This window comes from Curtobacterium sp. YR515 (assembly GCF_900113095.1).
In the GTDB taxonomy this organism is placed as follows: domain Bacteria; phylum Actinomycetota; class Actinomycetes; order Actinomycetales; family Microbacteriaceae; genus Curtobacterium.
The window spans coordinates 299971-317659 of sequence record NZ_FOOD01000003.1 but is presented as its reverse complement, the minus strand read 5'-3'; the positions used below and the strand labels follow the sequence as shown (position 1 = coordinate 317659).

General features: G+C 73.3%; 17 protein-coding genes. 3 read left to right on the top strand and 14 right to left on the bottom strand.

All coding sequences use genetic code 11. The features are described from left to right. Window positions 1-20: 20 nt before the first annotated feature. Both BM028_RS09625 and BM028_RS09620 read left to right on the top strand, forming a co-directional pair. The gene (locus BM028_RS09625) at window positions 21-596 is read left to right on the top strand and encodes a GNAT family N-acetyltransferase (protein WP_070418282.1); all 576 of its coding nucleotides are present in this window, start codon (window positions 21-23) and stop codon (window positions 594-596) included. Further along, on the top strand, window positions 593-1120 hold the full coding sequence (locus BM028_RS09620) for an SRPBCC family protein (RefSeq protein ID WP_092386220.1): 528 nt from the start codon (window positions 593-595) through the stop codon (window positions 1118-1120). Before BM028_RS09625 ends, BM028_RS09620 begins: the two co-directional genes overlap by 4 nt. Here BM028_RS09620 and BM028_RS09615 read toward each other — a convergent pair. From BM028_RS09615 to BM028_RS09585, 7 genes are all read right to left on the bottom strand, one after another. Then, a complete protein-coding gene (locus tag BM028_RS09615) occupies window positions 1087-1920 on the bottom strand; it encodes a MurR/RpiR family transcriptional regulator (RefSeq protein WP_070418280.1) in 834 nt (277 codons plus the stop codon). The genes BM028_RS09620 and BM028_RS09615 overlap by 34 nt on opposite strands. Beyond that, window positions 1917-3176: an allantoate amidohydrolase gene (locus BM028_RS09610; RefSeq protein ID WP_092386218.1), complete on the bottom strand. Its 1260-nt coding sequence runs from the start codon at window positions 3174-3176 to the stop codon at window positions 1917-1919. The genes BM028_RS09615 and BM028_RS09610 overlap by 4 nt, the downstream gene beginning before the upstream one ends. Next, window positions 3173-4414, bottom strand: a complete 1242-nt coding sequence (locus tag BM028_RS09605; protein ID WP_092386216.1) for a pyridoxal-phosphate-dependent aminotransferase family protein — start codon at window positions 4412-4414, stop codon at window positions 3173-3175. The genes BM028_RS09610 and BM028_RS09605 overlap by 4 nt, the downstream gene beginning before the upstream one ends. Before the next feature lie 43 nt (window positions 4415-4457). After that, window positions 4458-5855: an allantoinase AllB gene (allB, locus tag BM028_RS09600; RefSeq protein ID WP_175496041.1), complete on the bottom strand. Its 1398-nt coding sequence runs from the start codon at window positions 5853-5855 to the stop codon at window positions 4458-4460. Then, window positions 5852-6616 (bottom strand): aspartate/glutamate racemase family protein, encoded by a 765-nt coding sequence (locus BM028_RS09595; protein WP_092386214.1) that lies wholly within the window; start codon window positions 6614-6616, stop codon window positions 5852-5854. Before BM028_RS09595 ends, allB begins: the two co-directional genes overlap by 4 nt. A gap of 40 nt (window positions 6617-6656) precedes the next feature. Next, entirely contained in the window at window positions 6657-8216 is a 1560-nt protein-coding gene (locus BM028_RS09590; RefSeq protein ID WP_070418275.1) for an NCS1 family nucleobase:cation symporter-1, read from the bottom strand. Between the two features lie 167 nt (window positions 8217-8383). Next, a complete protein-coding gene (locus BM028_RS09585; protein ID WP_092386212.1) occupies window positions 8384-9103 on the bottom strand; it encodes a VIT1/CCC1 transporter family protein in 720 nt (239 codons plus the stop codon). A gap of 179 nt (window positions 9104-9282) precedes the next feature. On the opposite strand from BM028_RS09585, the gene BM028_RS09580 reads away from it, so the two are divergent. After that, window positions 9283-9858, top strand: coding sequence for a VOC family protein (locus BM028_RS09580; protein WP_092386210.1), 576 nt, complete (start codon window positions 9283-9285; stop codon window positions 9856-9858). Window positions 9859-9862: 4 nt separating this feature from the next. Here the strand turns inward: BM028_RS09580 and BM028_RS09575 are convergent, their stop codons facing one another. The 7 genes from BM028_RS09575 to BM028_RS09545 all read right to left on the bottom strand — a co-directional run bounded on the left by BM028_RS09575 (window position 9863) and on the right by BM028_RS09545 (window position 17658). Beyond that, window positions 9863-10381 (bottom strand): GNAT family N-acetyltransferase, encoded by a 519-nt coding sequence (locus BM028_RS09575; protein ID WP_175496040.1) that lies wholly within the window; start codon window positions 10379-10381, stop codon window positions 9863-9865. A gap of 4 nt (window positions 10382-10385) precedes the next feature. Further along, complete coding sequence (locus tag BM028_RS09570) at window positions 10386-11789, bottom strand: LLM class flavin-dependent oxidoreductase (protein WP_071302694.1); 1404 nt, start codon at window positions 11787-11789, stop codon at window positions 10386-10388. A 124-nt stretch (window positions 11790-11913) separates the two neighbouring features. Next, window positions 11914-12363, bottom strand: coding sequence for a Fe-S cluster assembly sulfur transfer protein SufU (gene sufU / locus BM028_RS09565; RefSeq protein WP_092386206.1), 450 nt, complete (start codon window positions 12361-12363; stop codon window positions 11914-11916). Then, window positions 12360-13652 carry a SufS family cysteine desulfurase gene (locus tag BM028_RS09560; protein WP_092386204.1) on the bottom strand — a complete coding sequence of 431 codons (1293 nt, stop codon included), beginning with the start codon at window positions 13650-13652 and terminating at the stop codon, window positions 12360-12362. Before BM028_RS09560 ends, sufU begins: the two co-directional genes overlap by 4 nt. Window positions 13653-13773: 121 nt before the next feature. Then, window positions 13774-13986, bottom strand: coding sequence for an antitoxin (locus tag BM028_RS09555; RefSeq protein WP_070418268.1), 213 nt, complete (start codon window positions 13984-13986; stop codon window positions 13774-13776). Between the two features lie 97 nt (window positions 13987-14083). After that, a complete protein-coding gene (locus tag BM028_RS09550) occupies window positions 14084-15376 on the bottom strand; it encodes a chloride channel protein (RefSeq protein WP_092386202.1) in 1293 nt (430 codons plus the stop codon). Between the two features lie 98 nt (window positions 15377-15474). After that, a complete protein-coding gene (locus BM028_RS09545; RefSeq protein ID WP_092386200.1) occupies window positions 15475-17658 on the bottom strand; it encodes an alpha-galactosidase in 2184 nt (727 codons plus the stop codon). Window positions 17659-17689: the final 31 nt, after the last annotated feature.

The window sequence follows — 17689 nt, the reverse complement described above, 5'->3', positions numbered from 1 at the left end:
GCCGTCGCTAGGCTCGCCCCATGGACCCCGTCACGCTGCGGACCGAGCGGCTGGTCCTCTCGGTCCCCGAGCTCACCGATGCCGACGACGTCGTCGCCTACGCGACCGATCCCGACGTGGTGGCGTTCATCCCGATGCCCGAACCGTACGGTCACGCCGAGGCCCGCCACTGGCTCACGGCCGTGGTGCAGGACGGCTGGGCGTCGGACACCCGCTACGAGTTCGCCCTCCGCCGTGCCGACGACCCACGGCTGCTCGGTACCGTCGGGCTCTTCGGGTTCGCCGGCGGCGGCGCGGAGATCGGGTACGCGACCCACCCGGACGCCCGCGGGCACGGCTTCGTGACCGAGGCGGCGGACCGCGTGCTGCAGTGGGCGTTCGCGCCGGCTCCCGACGGGCTCGGGCTCGCGCGCGTGCAATGGCGGGCGATGGCGGAGAACCGTGCGTCGATCGCCGTCGCGCAGCGGCTCGGCATGCGGTACGAAGGGCGTCAGCGGTCCGCGGTGCTCCAGCACGGCCGCCGCCACGACCAGCTGCTGGCGGCCGTCCTGCGCGACGACGACCGATCCGTCCGACCGGTCTGGCCGACGTCGTGACCGTCGCGTTCCGGGTCGTCACCGACCTCGCCGCCCCGCCGGAGCGCGCGTTCGCGCTGTCGCTCGACATCGGCGCGCACGAGCGGTCCATGGCCGCCACGGACGAGCGCGCGGTCGCGGGTACCACGGCCGGCACGATCGGGCTCGGTGAGTCCGTCACGTGGCGCGCGCGGCACTTCGGGATCGTGTGGCGGATGACGAGTCGGATCACGGCCCTGGAGGCGCCTCACCGGTTCGTCGACGAACAGGTGCGTGGACCGTTCGCCCGGTTCCGGCACGAGCACCGGTTCGAGCCGTCGGCCGGCGGCACGCGGATGGTCGACGAGATCGAGTTTCGCGCACCGCTCGGGGTGCTCGGGGTCGTCGCCGAGCGGCTCGCGCTGGCTCGGTACCTGCCGCGGCTGATCCGGGAGCGCAACGCCTCGCTGGCGGCCGAACTCGCCGACGAGCGCGGCGGTGCCGGCGAGGACGAGCGCGGCGACGGCACGGGTCAGGGCGCGGCGAGCTCCCCCAGCGCGTCGTAGGCCTGCGCCACCGCGTCCACCCGTGCACGCCCGCCCGGGCCGGATGCCTCGTACACGTCGTTCGCGACCGCGGCGACGACGGCGAACAGCGCCGCCATCGAGTCGAACGCCGACGGGGAGTCCACCGGGCAGAGGATCGCCGTGGCCGCCGGGGCCGCGATGACCGCCGCGGTCGGGTCGCCCAGGACGACGACGTCCGCGCCGCTGGCGACGCAGTGCCGCACGAGCTTGCCGATGCCGGCGGCGTGCCGGCGCACCGTGACGATGATGACGAGGTCGCGTCGGTCGAGATCGGCCACCTCTTCGCCGAGGCGCTGCCCCGGGGCCGGGCCGATGCGGACGTCCGGTCGGACCTGCGCGAGCTGGGCGCGCAGCTGGAGGGCGATCGGGTACGCCCCGCGCTCCCCCGCCACGAGCACCCGCCGCGCGCGGACGATCCGCCGGGCGAGACGGGGACGGTCGGCCCGTGCGAGCGAGGCGAACGCGGCGTCGAGGTTGCGCGACTCGACGGCGCGCTGGTCGACGTGCGCCGCGTCCTCGGCGGCCCACGGCAGGCCGGAACCCCGTGCCGACATCAGGTTCTGCCGGACCTCGGCGGCGTCCTGGAAGCCGAGCGACCGGACGAGCCGGGAGACCGTGGCCTTCGAGGTGCCCGACTCGGCGGCGAGCTCGGCCGAGGTCCCGACGAGCAGGAGTTCGGGGTCGTGGCGCACCATCGCGGCGACGCGGCGCTCGGCCGGGGACAGCTGCTCCCACACCGAGTCGATGCGCGCCCGGACGTCGGGGCCCGCGGTGCTCACGCTGCGGCCACCCGTCCGACCGCGACCGCGAGCGCGTCGAGCCCGAGGGCGATGTCCTCGGTGGAGACGAACTCGTCGGGGTGGTGGCTGATGCCGTCCGGGTTGCGGAGGAAGAGCATCGCGACGTCGGTCACGAGCCCGAGCGACATGGCGTCGTGTCCCGCGCGGGAGAACAGCTCGATCGGACGGGGCTCCCCCGTCGACTCGATGCCCGCCCGGACGGCGTCCATCAGCCGCGGTGCGCAGAACACCGCCGGCGCACGGTGGACCTCGGTCGGCTCGACGCTGACGCCACGGCGTTCCCCGATGAGCGCGAACGCCTTCGTGATCTCGTCCCACACGGCGTCGCGTCCCTCGTCGAACTCCCCGCGCAGGTCGACCGAGAACCGTGCCAGCCCCGGGACGACGTTCACCGCGCCGGGTTCGACGGTCATGGTGCCGACCGTGCCGACGTGCTGCGACGCCCGGCAGATCCGTTCGACGGCGAGGGCGGCCTCGGCGGCGGCGAGCAGCGCGTCGTGCCGTCGGTCGTAGGGGGTGCCGCCGGCGTGCCGGGCCTCGCCGACGGCCTCGACGGTGAACCGCCGCGCGCTCGCGATGCTCGTGACGACGCCGAGCGCCTGACCGGCCTGTTCGAGGTACGGTCCCTGCTCGATGTGCGCCTCGAGGTAGCCGGCGAGCACCGACGGTTCGACCGCGGCCTCGTGCACGCGCGACGGGTCGAGCCCGAAGCGGGTGAAGGCGTCGCGGAGGGTGACCCCGTCGCCGTCGGCGAGGTCCCACCAGGACTCGTCCCAGACACCGGCGACCGCGGAGGACCCGAGCAGCGCCTTGCCGAAGCGGGTGCCCTCCTCGTCGGAGAACGCGATGACCTCGAGCGCGACGGGGAGCGGGCCGTCGGCGGTCACGCGCGCCACCGTCCGGATCGCCATCAGGACCCCGACGATCCCGTCGTACCGGCCGGCGTCCACCACGGTGTCGAGGTGCGATCCGAGCAGCAGCACGGGGGCGTCCGGGGTCGCACCGTCGACGCGGCCGTGCAGGTTGCCCGCCGCGTCCTGCCAGGTGCTGAGGCCGGCGTCGCGCATCCAGCCGGCGACGATCGCGTTGACCCGTGCGTGCTCCGGCGAGAGGTAGACGCGGGTGATCCGGCCGGGCTCCTCGGTGACGGTCGCGAGTTCGTCGCACCACCCGGCGATCAGCGTCGCGTCGGCGGTGGCGGTCGCGGAGGCCCGGACCACGGACGGCGCGCTCACGCCGACACCCCGGCAGCGACGACGCCTGCGCCGGCGTAGACGTCGAGCGCCGCGTCCACGCCACCGCCGGACGGCACCGCGTGCCCGGCCCGGCGCAGGGCGTGCTCGAGCGCGGCGAGGGTCGTCACGACGGTGTCCTTGCGCGCGTTGTAGCCCATGGTGCCGATCCGCCAGACGCGTCCGTGCAGCGGCCCGAACGACGTGCCGATCTCGATGCCGTGGTCGTCGAGCATCGCGGCGCGGACCTGGTCGCCGACGACGTCCGACGGGATCTCGACCGCGACGACGTTGTGCATCTTGTGCCCGAGGTCGCCGAAGACGCCGAGCCCGAGTGCCTGCACCCCGGCGGTCATCGCGCGACCGGCGGTCTCGTGCCGTGCGACCACGGCGTCGCGGCCCTCCTCGAGCAGGATCCGGGCGCACTCGTTCGCGGCGTAGAGCATCGACGCGGCCTCGGTGTGGTGGTTGAGCCGTCGCGGGCCCCAGTAGTCGAGGATCATCGCGAGGTCGAGGTAGTTCGACCGGATGGGTTCGTCGGCGACCTCGTCCCCGGGTTCGCGGATGCCCGCCTCGACGCTGCGACGCTGGTCGAGCACGGCGACGGCCCGCGGCGAGACGGTGAGCGGCGCGCTGCCGGACGGTCCGCCCAGGCACTTCTGCAGCCCCGCGCTCACGGCGTCGATGCCCCAGGCGTCGACCTCGAGCGGGTTGCCCCCGACGGTGGCGGTCGCGTCGGTGTAGAACAGCACGCCGTACCGTTCGCAGATCGCTCCGAGCTCGTCGAGCGGCTGGTTCATCGTGGTCGAGGTGTCGCCCTGCACGATCGCCAGGACCTTCGGGCGCACCCGCGCGATCGCGTCCTCGATCGCCGACGGGGTGAACACCTGCCCCCACTCGGTCTCGATCGTGTGGACCTCGGCCCCGGCACGCCCGGCGATCTCGGCGAGCAGGTGCCCGAAGCGCCCGAACACCGGCACGAGCACGCGGTCCCCCGGGGCGAGCAGGGAGACGAGCGCCGCCTCGATGCCGGCGCGGGAGGTCCCGTCGACGAGGACGGTCGCCTCGTTCGTGGTGCCGAACACCCGCCGGTACAGCTCCTGCGTCTCGTTCATCGTGGTGGTCATCCACGGGTCGTACTGCCCGACGAGCGGTGTCGACAGGGCACGGAGCACCCGTGGGTCGGCGGTGATCGGCCCCGGTCCCATGAGCAGACGGGCGGGCGGGTTCACAGGGAGCATGTTCGGTCCTCTCGTTCCGGTGGAGATCGTATCGGAACGATCGTTACAGCGGTGTTCCCGCGAGCACGGGTCGGTCGACGAGCGCCCCGATGACGGACGCGACGCCGCCGTCCGCGGTCGCGACCAGCTGACCGCGCAACCAGGTCTCGGTGACGCTGCCCCGTGCCTCCAGACCGGCGAACGCCGAGACGGGGTTGCGGTGCGCGAGCCCGGCCACGTCGACGACCGCCGAGGCGGACGGGTCGAACACCGCGAAGTGCGCGAGTGCGCCCGGCGCGATGCGCCCGCGGTCGGCGAAGCCGGCGAGCCCCGCCGGGCCGGTCGTGAAGTGCGGCAGCAGCTGCTCGAGCGCGACACCGCGGCGCCGGGCCTCCGTCCACACGGCACGGAAGCCGACCTGCAGCCCGGCGATCCCGCCCCAGGCGGTCCCCCAGTCGTCGGTCTTGAGGTCCGCGGTGGAGGGCGAGTGGTCGGACACGATCATGTCGATCGTCCCGTCCAGGACCCCGGCCCAGAGCGCGTCGCGGTTGGCGTCGTCGCGGATCGGCGGGCAGCACTTGAACTCGGTCGCCCCGTCGGGGATCGTGCCGGCCTCGAAGGCGAGGTAGTGCGGGCAGGTCTCGACCGTGATCCGCACGCCGTCGTCCTTCGCGGCGCGGATCATCGGCAGCGCACCGGCGTCCGACAGGTGCAGGACGTGCACGCGAGCGCCCGTCTCGCGGGCACCCTCGACCACTCGGGCGATCGCGGACCGCTCGGCGTCGACCGGGCGGGTGGCGAGGAAGTCCTCGTAGTGTCCGCCGAGCGCCGCGTGGTCGACCAGGAACTCGGGGTCCTCGGCGTGCACGATGAGCAGGGCGTCGATGCGGGCGACCTCCTCGATCGCCGCGCGCAGCTGCGGTGCGTCGAGGTGCGGGAACTCGTCGACCCCGGACGGCGCGGTGAAGCACTTGAAGCCGAACACGCCGGCGTCGTGCAGGCCAACGAGCGACCCGAGGTTCGCCGGGACGGCACCGCCCCAGAACCCGACGTCGACGGCGACGCGGCCCGCGGCGCTCGCGCGCTTCACCTCGAGCGCCTCGACGGTCGTCGTCGCGGGGATCGAGTTGAGCGGCATGTCGATGATCGTGGTGACGCCACCGAGTGCGGCTGCACGGGTCGCCGAGGCGAACCCCTCCCACTCGGTGCGGCCGGGCTCGTTCACGTGCACGTGCGTGTCGACCAGGCCCGGGAGCAGGACGTGCGCGTCGGGCACGGTGCGGTCTTCGACGGCGTCGACGAGTTCGTCCACGGCCACGACGGCGTCGACTCGCCCGTCGCGGACGACGACGGCTGCGGGCCGGAAGACGCCGTCGATCCAGGCGCGGCCGGCGCGCAGGACCAGGTCAGCGGGTGCGGGTGCGGCCGTCGTGTCGCCGGCGGGGCCCTGGAGGCGCGTCATGCGCCCGCCCCGACCGTCGCGCCCGCCATCGGCCGGCGTTCGAACCCCGCGAGCAGTCCCGCCATGGGCTTGGCCGGGGGTGGCGCGTACTCGCCGCGTCGCCCGGTCGTGAGCCCGAGGCGCACGAGGGACTCGGCGAGCACGGTGGCCGCCGCGACACCGTCCACGACCGGCGCCCCGACGGCCCGGGACACCTCGGCGCAGAAGTCCGCCATGCCGGCGCAGCCGAGCACCACGGCATCGGCGCCGCCGGCGAGCACGGCCCGGCACTCCTCGACGACGAGCGACCGGGCGTCCGAGTCCGGGTCCTCCAGGCGGAGCACGGGGACCTCGCACGCCCGGACCTCGGTCACGAGCGACGCGAACCCGTACCGTTCGGCGAGCTCGTGCGCCCGGCCGGTGGTCCGGCTCAGGGTGGTCACCACGCCGAACCGGCGCCCGAGCATCGCGGCGGCGTGGAAGGCCGCCTCCGCGATGCCGATGACGGGTCCGGTCGCGACCTCGCGTGCCGCGTCGAGCCCGGGGTCCCCGAAGCACGCGACCACGAACGCGTCGACACCGTCCTGCTCGCCGAGCGCGATCTGCTCGAGGAGCCCGGGGACGGCCAGCGCCTCCTCGTAGTGGCTCTCGATCGACGCCGGCCCCATGGTGGGGTTGACGGCCTCGACGATCGTCCCGGGCCCGGCGACCGCGGCGGCGGCGCTGCCGATCGCCGCGGTCATCGAGGAGGTGGTGTTGGGGTTGACGACGCGGATGCGCATCGAGTTCCTTCCGGTGGTGCGGGTGGGACGGCTCGGTCGGTCAGGCCCGGCCGACCGCGGCGCCGTCGTCGACGGACGGGTCGTCGGCGGCCAGCACGGGCATGCTCGGACGCAGGCGCTCCATCCCGACGAAGACGACGAGGCCGAGGGCGCACCCGATGAACCAGCTGTAGTTCGACAGCCACGGGACGACGCCGAGCGCCGACGGCAGGACCGCGCTGGCGACCGACACCGCACCGGTGACGACGAGCGTCCAGATGGCGTTCGGGTTGAAGCCCTTGACGTACCAGTACCGGGCCGCGGGGTCCTTCGTGTACATGTCGTCGACGGCGATGCGCTGCTTCGCGACGATGTAGTAGCCGGCGATGAGGATCCCGAACAGCGGGCCGATCAGGGCGCCGAGGACCCCCAGCGTGTACAGGATCGCCTGGTCGTTGCCGTACCAGTTCCACGGGGTGAGGAGGACGGACCCGACGGCCGCGATCATGCCGCCCGCCCGCCAGCTGATCTTCCGCGGGGCCACGTTCGAGAAGTCGAACGCGGGGCTGATGAAGTTCGCGACGATGTTGATGCCGACGGTCGCGGTGACGAAGGTCAACCCGCCGAGGAGGATCGCGAACGGCGCCCCGATCGCCTGCACGGTCTCGATCGGGTCGGTGATGAGCTTGCCGAACACCGGCACCGTGGCACTGGCGCAGAGGACGGTGAGCACCGAGAAGAACAGGAAGTTGATCGGCAGGCCCCAGAGGTTGCCACGCTTCACCGCGTCGAACGACTTCGCGTAGCGGGAGAAGTCGCCGAAGTTCAGCATCGGGCCGGAGAAGTAGCTCACCACGAGGGCGATCGCGGACAGCATCACCGGGATGCTCGCGCCGAACGACAGCGGCGCACCGGCGGACAGCGTGAACGAGATGTTCCCGATGCCGGCACGGCTGACGAGGTAGATGGCGAGGGCGATCATGATGACGTACACCGCCGGGCCGGCCCAGTCGATGAACCGCCGGATCGCGTCCATGCCCATCCAGAAGAGGGCGCCCTGTGCGACCCAGAGGATGGCGTACGAGATCCAGCCGAGCGCGGAGAGCCCGAGGAACGAGTGCTCGAGGAGCCCCGCCGAGGCCGGGATGAACTTGAGGAAGACGATGTTGAGCGACTGGGCGGCGAGGAAGGTCTGCACGCCGTACCAGGCCATCGCGATGAGCCCGCGGATGATGGCGGGCACGTTCGCCCCGAGCACGCCGAACACCGCGCGGTTGATCACCGGGTACGGCACCCCGGTGCGCTGGGACGGCTTGGCGACGAGGTTCGCGAACACCTGCACGATGAGGATGCCGACCACCAGGGCGATGAGCACCTGCCAGCTGGCGATGCCCAAGGCGAACAGCGATCCGGCGGTGACGTAGCCGCCGACCGAGTGCACGTCCGACATCCAGAACGCGAAGATGTTGTAGCTCGTCCACGTCTGCTTGCGGAGCGGAGCGAGGTCCTCGTTGGTGAGCGCCGGGTCGTACCCGGGGCGGACGACGCCGGCACCGGCGGGTGCTGCCGTCGTGCGGGGGGCGTGGGGCGCGGCGACCGGGGGCTGGATCTCTGTTGCCATGGCGTCCTCCGAAGGAGTGGGAAGGGCGAGCGGTGCCCGCCTCTGCCACGACGCTACGGAGACACTGCGCCCGGACCGTTACCTCCGTGTAACGGTCGTGTGTCGTGACGCCCGTCCTGGAACGATCGTTCCGACACGGACACCGACACCGATCGCCGTCCGCCCGCTCAGAGCGCGTGCGCCCCGAGGACCGCCCCGGCCGCGTACGTCGCGGCCAGGGCCAGCGCTCCCCCGGTCACGACACGGATCGTCGCCCGCGTGCGCGGCGCACCACCGAGCGTGGCACCGGTCGTCCCGGTGGCGGCGAGCGCGACGAGGACCGCGACGACCGTCACCGCCACGCGGGCGGGCTCGGGGCTGAGGAGCATCGCGAGGAAGGGCAGCGCGGCACCGGTCGTGAAGGTCGCCGCCGACACCCACGCGGCACGCCACGGGCTGACCACCTCGTCCTCGGCATCGCGGAGCGCGACCGCTGCCCGTCGACGGCGCACCTCGGGTCGGACGAGCTCGTCGGCGACGGCGCTCGCGACGGCCGGGTCGACGCCGAGGCTCCGGTAGTGGGCGGCGATCGTGCCGGCGTCCTCCGACTCCGCCTCGAGCTCGGCCTGGTGGGCGGCCTGGCCGGTGCGCTGGGCGTCACGGGCACCACTGACGGACACGTACTCGCCGAGGGCCATCGAGACCGCTCCGCCGACGAGGGCTGCGGTGCCCGCCGCGATGACCGGACCGGTCCCCGCGCCGGCTCCCGCGACGCCGACGAGCACCGCCGCGACCGAGACGATGCCGTCGTTGGCCCCGAGCAGGCCGGCGCGCAGCCAGTTGAGCCGGGCGGCGCTCGTGGCGTCGCGGTCCGTGGAGGGCAGGACGAGGTCCGCAGCGGTCGACATGCGAGTCAGGATGCCACTCGTCGCGGGTCGGCGCCAGCATGGTGAGGCTACCCTGATCAGGGGTTTTCCGATGAGGGCAGCCTCACCTCACCGGTCTGTGGCGTGCGGGAAGCCGCATCGGCACCGCACCCTCGGCACCCGGGCGGAACGTGCGGGCGCCCGGGTGTCAGGATCGGCCCATGAGCGCGGGAATCAGGATCGACCACGTGGGCGTCACGGTGCCGGACATCGATGCCGCCACGGCGTTCTTCGAGGCGGCGTTCGACGCCGTCGTGCTGTACGACATGCGCTGCCGCACCGAGGAGCCGAACGCGACGGCCGAGGCGCACCGCTACCTGGGGATCCCGTCGACGATGGCACAGGGCGCGATGCGGATGCTCGCACTGCCGGACGGACCGGGGCTCGAGCTGTTCGAGTACCACGGACCGGACCAGCACCGTCCCGTGCACCCCGCGGACCTCGGGTGGCAGCACCTCGCGATGTACACGGACGACCTCGACGGCACGCTCGCCCGCATCGAGGCAGCCGGGGGCACCCGCAACTCGGACCCTCGGGACCTCCGCGGCCTCGAGGTCGGCGAGGGGAACCGGTTCGTGTACACCCGGACCCCGTGGGGCTCGACGCTCGAACTCGTCAGCTACCCGACGCCGCAGCCGTACCTGCTCGTCGCACCACGGGCGAAGTGGGCGCCGTGGCCGAGCGCGGCCGACGCGCTCCCCGCACCGCAGCCGGAGCCGGAGCCCCAACCGTCCTGACGGCTCAGTCGTCGACGCCGTCGGTGGCCCAGACCCGGGTCGGCCGACCGCTCAGTGCGTGCGCGAAGGGGTCGCCCACGGGACGGAACCCCGCGCTGCGGTACAGCCGGAGCGCCGGCGCGTTGTCGTCCAGCGCGTGCAGCAGGGCTCGGCGGTGGCCCGCGGCTCCGGCCTCGGCGACGGCTCCCAGCAGCAGGGACCGTCCGAGTCCGTGCCCCTGGGCCCGCGGGTCGACGGCGAGGAGCGAGAGGTAGGCCGCGTCCTCCGGGTCCCCCGGACGCCCCGTCCCCGGAGCGGTGACGAGCGCGAACCCGGCGATCGCCGCGGCCGCACCACGGTCCGGCTCCGTCGACGCCACGACGAGCGCGACGCGGGGCACCGCGAACTTCGACCGGGCGCGTTCCCGCACCGCGTCCGACTCGGGCACGCCGTCACGGGTGGCGACGGCGCGCGTCCACAGGTCGACGCACGCGGTGACCTCGTCCTCGACGGCGGCACGCACGACGAACGAGGACCCGATCACCCGTTCAGCGTACGGCTGCGGACTGCCCCACCCGGAACGACGCCCCGCGGTGCTCCGCCGGCAGCCGGTCACCGCGGCCGTGCAGCTTGTGCCGCAGCGATCCGGGCTCGTAGCCGTCGGGGTAGACGCCGCGGGCACGGAGCTCCGGCACGACGAACTCGATGACGTCCTCCCACGTCCCCGGGGTCACCGCGTAGGCGAGGTTGAACCCGTCGACGTCCGTCTGCTCCTGGATCTCGACGAGCCGGTCGGCGATGGTCGCCCCGCCGCCGACCGCGACCGGGCCGAGGCCGCCGATCGCCGTGTGCCGCGCGAGGTCCCGGATCGTCCACTTCGACCCGTCGGACCCGGTGGCCGCCGCGATGTTCGCCGCCGCGGACTGGATCGCGTTCGACTCGACGTCGCCGAGCGGCTCGTCGAGGTCCCACTGCGACAGGTCGACGCCCATCCAGCCGGAGTTGAGTACGAGCGCCCCGAGCTCCGAGGCGTAGGACAGGTAGTCCTCGTACTTGGCCTGGGCGAGCTCGTCGGTGGCGTCGGTGATGACGGTGAGCAACGTGTAGACGCGGGCGGCGTACCGGTCGCGACCAGCAGCCTCCAGGGCGTCACGGACCTTCCGCACGGTCGACGCGAGCTGCTCGACGGTCGGTGCGCCCACGAACACCGCCTCGGCGTTCTCGGCCGCGAACCGGATGCCGCGCGGCGAGGCCCCGGCCTGGTAGATCACGGGCGACCGCTGGACCGACGGCTCGGACAGGTGGATGCCCGGGACGTCGAAGTGCGTGCCGTGGTGCTCGATCGGGTGGACCTTCGCGGGGTCGGTGAAGACGCCGGTCTCGCGGTCCTCGACCACGGCGTCGTCCTCCCACGAGCCCTCCCACAGCTTGTAGAGGACCTCGAGGTACTCGTCGGCGACGTCGTACCGGTCGTCGTGCGAGAGCTGGTCGGTCTGCCCCATGTTCCGCGCGGCACTCGGCAGGTACCCGGTCACGACGTTCCAGCCGATGCGGCCCTTCGTGAGGTGGTCGAGCGTCGAGATGCGCCGGGCGAACGGGTACGGGTGCTCGTACGCGGTCCCCGCCGTGATCCCGAAACCGAGGTGCTCGGTCACCGACGCCATCGCGGACACGAGCAGGATCGGGTCGTTCACGGGGACCTGCGACCCGGTGCGGAGCGCGGCCTCGTTCGAGTCGCCGTAGACGTCGTACGTCCCGAGCACGTCGGCGATGAAGATCCCGTCGAAGTTGCCCCGCTCGAGCAGCTGCGCGAGGTCGGTCCAGTACGACAGGTCGTTGTAGTGCCGGGACCGGTCCCGCGGGTGCCGCCAGAGCCCGGAGGACTGGTGCGCCACGCAGTTCATGTCGAAGGCGTTGAACCGGATCTGACGGTGCTCGCTGCTCGTGCTCACGGGCGTGACGGTACGTGCCGTCCCGGGGCGGACGGCGGAAGGTGACGAACCGTGACGTGGGACTGCGGGCCTGGAGGGACGGTGCGGGCCCGCCCCGTGCCTCCTGGGCCGCAGACCGGTCGCGTCAGGAGCGCGTGGTCGCCTCGCGCGCGGCGGCCTCGGCCGCGACCCACGCGAGCATGCCGCACTTGACCCGCATGACGAACTTCGAGACGCCGTGGAACGCGACGAGGTCCTCGAGCACGTCCTCGTCGGGTTCGCCCGCACCGCGGGACCGCATCATCGTGCGGAACTCCTCGGTGAGCGCGAGCAGCTCGGGCACCGTGCGACCGACCGCCATGTCCGTGAGGACCGACGCCGACGCCATCGAGATCGAGCAGCCGTCGCCCTGCCACGCGAGACCGGCGATGCGGTCCGTGCCGGGCTCGAGGCGCACGCGCACGGTGATCTCGTCGCCGCAGGTGGGGTTGCGCTCGAAGTGCTCGGCGTCGGCGTCGGGCAGCTCGCCGTCGCCGTGCCGGGCCTTCGCGTGGTCGAGGATGACCTGCTGGTAGAGGGAGTCGAGGGCGCTCATGCGGTCGCTCCGAAGTAGCCGCGGACCTCGCCGACGGCCGTGAGGAACCGGTCGACGTCCTGCTCGGTCGTGTAGACGTACGTGCTCGCACGGCTGGTGGCGACGAGTCCGAGCCGACGGTGCAGCGGTTGGGCGCAGTGGTGGCCGGAGCGCACCGCGATGCCCTGCGCGTCGAGGTACTGCGAGACGTCGTGGGCGTGCACGCCGTCGACGTCGAACGACACGAGACCGGACCGCGGCACGCCGGCGGGCGGACCGACGACGTTGATGCCCGGGATCGCGGCGAGTCCGGTGAGCATGCGCTCGGCCAGGTGCTCCTCGTGGGCGCGGACCCGCTCCATGCCGATGCCCTGCAGGTAGCGGACCGCCTCGGCGAGCGCCACGGCCTGCGACACGGGCTGGGTGCCGGCCTCGAACCGCTCGGGTGCCGGCATGAAGTCGGTGCGCTCCATCGTCACCGTGGTGATCATCGAGCCGCCGGTCCGGAACGGGGGCAGGGCGTCGAGCAGCTCGTGGCGGCCCCAGAGCACGCCGATGCCGTTCGGCCCGAGCATCTTGTGCCCGGAGAACGCCGCGAAGTCGACGCCGAGCGCCTGCACGTCGAGCGGCCGGTGCGGTGCGGACTGGCAGGCGTCGAGGACGACGAGGGCACCGTGCGCGTGGGCGGCCGCGACGACGGCCGACACCGGGGCGACCATGCCGGTGACGTTCGAGACGTGGGCGAAGGCGACGACCTTCGTGCGGTCGGAGACCAGGGCGACGGCGTCCTCGGCCGTCCAGGTGCCGTCGTCCGCGACGGGGACCCAGCGGAGCGTCGCACCGGTCAGCGCGGCGAGCTCCTGCCACGGGACGAGGTTGGCGTGGTGCTCGGCCTCGGTGACGAGGACCTCGTCGCCGGGTCCGATGCGGAAGCGCTCGGCATCGGGTCCCCCACGGCCGCGGCTGGCGTTCGCGATGCCGTACGCCACGAGGTTGAGGGCGTCGGTGGCGTTCGCGGTCCACACGACCTCGGACGGTGACGCCGCCCCGACGAACCCGGCGACGGTGGCCCGGGCGTCCTCGTACGCGTCGGTGCTCAGCGCGGCGAGGGTGTGCGCACCACGGTGCACGGCGGCGTTGTCGTGCTCGAGGAAGCGTCGCTCGGCGTCGAGCATCTGGCGGGGTCGTTCGGCGGTGGCCCCGGAGTCGAGGTAGGCGAGGGGGAACCCGTTCACCTCCTGCTGGAGGATCGGGAAGTCCCGTTTGATCGCCTCGACCTCGGACTCGGTGAGCGGTTGGTTGGGCGCCACGACAGTCACCAGACAATGGTGGTCTGCTCGCGGCCCGGAGTCCAGTCGGACGGGTACCGCTGACGGCGAACGGCCCCGGACACGTGGTCCGGGGCCGTCCGTGCGGTGCGCGGGAACCGCGTCACTCGTTGCCGATCTGCTTGTCCGCGGCGTCACGGGCGCCGTCGATCTTGTCGTCGTACTTGCCACCCGTGGCCTTCTTGACGGCGTCGGCGACACCGCCGAGCACCTTGTCGCTGATGTCCTCGGCCTTCTCGCTCTTCAGGGCGTCCTGGACCTTGTTGTCCTGCAGGAAGTCCTGGGCCTTCTTCGTGATGTCGTCGAACCCCGCCATCGGTTGCTCCTCGTCGCCGGTACGGAGCCCGGTGCCCCGTCGTGCGGCCGATCGTAGGCCCGTGGCCCGTCGGGTGTGCCGGATCGTGACGAAGTGTTCACACCATCTGCGCGCTGCGTCGGCGGGCGAGCACGTAGGCGACGGCGACCGACCCGGACACCGCCAGGAGCGAGGGGATGAGGATGTCGGTCCCCTGCTGGGTGAACTCGACGACGAGCACGAGGGCCGTGAAGGGCGCCCGCATCGTCGTCGCGAGGAAGGCCGCGGCGCCGATGAACGCGAACGCCGTGAGGCTCGGCCCGTCGGTCGGCCAGAGCAGCAGCCAGAGGCCACCGAGTCCGCCGCCGACCGCGGAGCCGATCGCGATCGACGGGGTGAGCGTGCCGCCGACGGCCCCGGCACCGATCGTGGCCGAGGTCGTGATCGTGCGGATGACCCCGAGCGCGAGCAGGAACAGGATCGGCGAGAGCCCGGCGACGGAGCCGTCCTCGAGCGAGGCGTTCATCGCGAGGACACCGAGCGCCCGCCCGTTGCCGAGGATCTCGGGGAAGGGCACGGCGATGAGCCCGACCATGGCGAAGACGACCGGCAGCACGACGATGAGCCGCCACCCCTTCGGCGCGAGTCCCTGCAGCCGGTTCGTGAGCTTCACGAAGCCGACGCCCGCGAACCCGAGGACCGGCCCGACGATCACCGCCCAGACGAGCAGCGACGGCGAGAGGTGCATCGCCGGCACGTGGTAGAGCACCTCGTCCGGGATCACGAGGCGTGCCACGAACGCCGCGACCGCGCTCGTCGCGAAGGCCGGCAGCGCGGTCGCGAAGGTGAGCTCGCCGAGCAGCACCTCGACCGCGAACAGGGCGCCCCCGAGCGGGACGTCGTAGACCGCGGCCAGACCGGCGGCGGCACCGCAGGCGACGAGGATCTTCGTCTCGCGGGCGGTCAGGCCGGCCCGTGCCGTCACGAGCTGGGACAGCCACGCCCCGATCTCGCGCGGCGCCACCTCCTTGCCGATCGAGGCGCCGAGCCCCACGGCCAGGATCTGCACGCCCGCGTTCGCCACCGTCGCGAGGGCGGGCATCCGCTTCCCGCCGACGGCCGCGGGCACGGAGACGACCGGGCGGCCCCAGCGTCGGAGCGCCCACCAGGCGACGCCGGTCAGGAGGCCGGCGGCGACGAGGGCGAGGAAGCGGTTCAGGGCACTCGGTGCGTCTGCGGCCTCGAGGTGGCCGCCGAACGGGTACCCGAACGCGACGAACTGGATGAGCTGCAGCGCGAGCCACACCGAGATGCCGGCGATGCCGCCTGCCACCCCCACCAGTCCGGTGACGACGGCGAGCTTGAGTGCCCAGACCGGGGTCGCACGTGTCGCGTGTCCAGGGTGCGGCATGACCGGAAGCCTAGCGGCACGTCGGCACCGCCCCCGCGACCGGGCGGACGCTGCCGGGCCGAGCCGCGCCTCCTGGGCGGTGGCCGCACCCGCTGCCGTCAGACGGCCGTGAGCCGGTACGGCACCACGCAGTCGGCCGGCACGAGCGGCGGCTGCAGGCCGACCGTCTCGAGCGCGCGCGCACGGAACACCCGGTCCCCCGACCACCACGGCGGCGGCACGATGCCGTGCCCGTCGCCGACCACGACCGGGTCGACCCGGTACGCGGTGTCCGGGTCGAGGTCGCGGAAGGTGACGCGGCCGGTACCCGACACCTCGGACCGGCCGGTGCTGACGAAGAAGAACAGCGCCTGCCGCTTGTCGGCGGCGACCGTGCCGGACACGAGCCGGGTCTCGTCGACCTCGTCGACGCGCACGAGGTCGCCGCCGTGCAGCAGCCCCCGCCACTCCTTGTGGAGCGCGATCCACTCGGCGAGCGCCGTCTCCTCGGCGTCCGTCGCCTGCGCGAGGTCCCACTCGATGCCGAAGTGCCCGACGATCGCGGTCCCGGCACGGAACGCCAGGTCGTGCACCCGGCCGGTCGTGTGGTTCCGGCCGCTCGCGACGTGGGAGCCGAGCAGCTCCGGGGGCAGGAGCTGCTGCGTCCACCGGTGCATCTGCTGCCGCTCGAGCGGATCGATGTCGTCCGACACCCAGACGCGGTCGGTGTGCTCGATCACGCCGAGGTCGACGCGGGCACCACCCGACGAGCACGACTCGATCTCGAGCGCCGGGAACCGCTCCTTCAGCGTCGCCATGAGCCGGTACGCCGCCAGGGTCTGCTCGTGGACCGCTGCGCCGCCGCCGAGGTGCCCCGCCTCGACGAGGTCGCGGTTGTGGTCCCACTTGACGTAGTCGACGCCGTACTCGCCGATGACCGCGGTCATGCGCTCGAGCAGGTACGCGAACGCCTCGGGGATCGCGAGGTTCAGCACCTGCTGGTCCCGGGACCGGACCGGCAGGCGACCGTCCGCCTGCAGGATCCACTCCGGGTGGGCTCGGGCGAGGTCGCTGTCCTCGTTGACCATCTCGGGCTCGAACCACAGGCCGAACTGCATCCCGAGCGCCCGCACCCGGTCGACGATCGGACCGAGGCCGTCCGGCCAGACGCCCTCGTCCACGTACCAGTCGCCGAGGCCCGCGTGGTCGTCACGACGGTGCCGGAACCACCCGTCGTCGAGCACGTACCGCTCGACCCCGAGCCGTGCGGCGCGCTCGGCGAGGTCGGTCAGCCGGGCGAGGTCATGGTCGAAGTAGACCGCCTCCCAGACGTTGAGCGTCACCGGGCGGGGCGTCCTCGGGTGCTGCGGGCGGCTGCGGAGCCACCGGTGGAAGCGGCGGGCCTGGTCGTCGAGGCCGTCCCCGTACGCGGCGTACACCCACGGCCCCTCGTAGCTGTCCCCGGTGCCGAGGCGCACCTCGCCGGGGAGCAGGAGTTCGCCGCCCCCGACGACCTGACGACCGGTGGCGAGGCGTTCCGCGAGGTGCCGGTGGTTGCCGCTCCACGCCGTGTGCACGCCCCAGACCTCGCCGTGGGCGAAGCCGAACCCGGGGACGCCGACGCTCAGGACCGTGGCGGCGTCGGCGCCCGTCCGGCCCTTCCGGCCCTCGCGCTCGTGGGTGCCGACGACGAGCTCGCGCCGCTGCGGGGTGCGTTCCTTGCCCCAGCGGCCGGCGAAGTCGAGGACCTCGCGGGCGTGCGACGGGACCGGGAGGGCCAGGGTGAGGTCGTCGACGGTGTAGGTGCCGGCGGCCGTGTTGGTGACGGCGGCGCGGGTGCGGACGAGGCCGGAGGGGAGCATCTCGACGGTGAGGCGGAGGGCGAGGCCGGCGGTGGCGTCCACGGCGCGGGCGGTGACGGAGGCGGGGGCGGGGGCGCGGGTGCCCGCGGTGTCGGCGGTGTCGGCGGTGTCGGCGGTGCCGGCGGTGTCGGCGGCGCCGGTCACCTCGAGCTCGGTGACCGTGAACGCCGGGGACCAGTCGCGCCCGTCCCGGTGCCCGGACAGCCCCGGTCGCCCGGTCCACCCCCGGTGCGGCTCGGGCAGGATCGCCAGCCGGACCGGCACGTCCGCCTCGTTCGGCGCGACCGGCGCCACGTCCGCCTCGGCCAGGGCCGCGAGCTCCGCGTCGTCGAGCGGACCGAGCGCCGCGCCCCAGTGCACCACGGCGGGCAGGCCACGGTCGCGGCAGTCGAGGACGAGGGAGACGCCCCCGGCGGTCAGGTGGACGAGGTCGTGCGGCATGAGTGCTCCAGTCGGCGACGATGACGGCTCG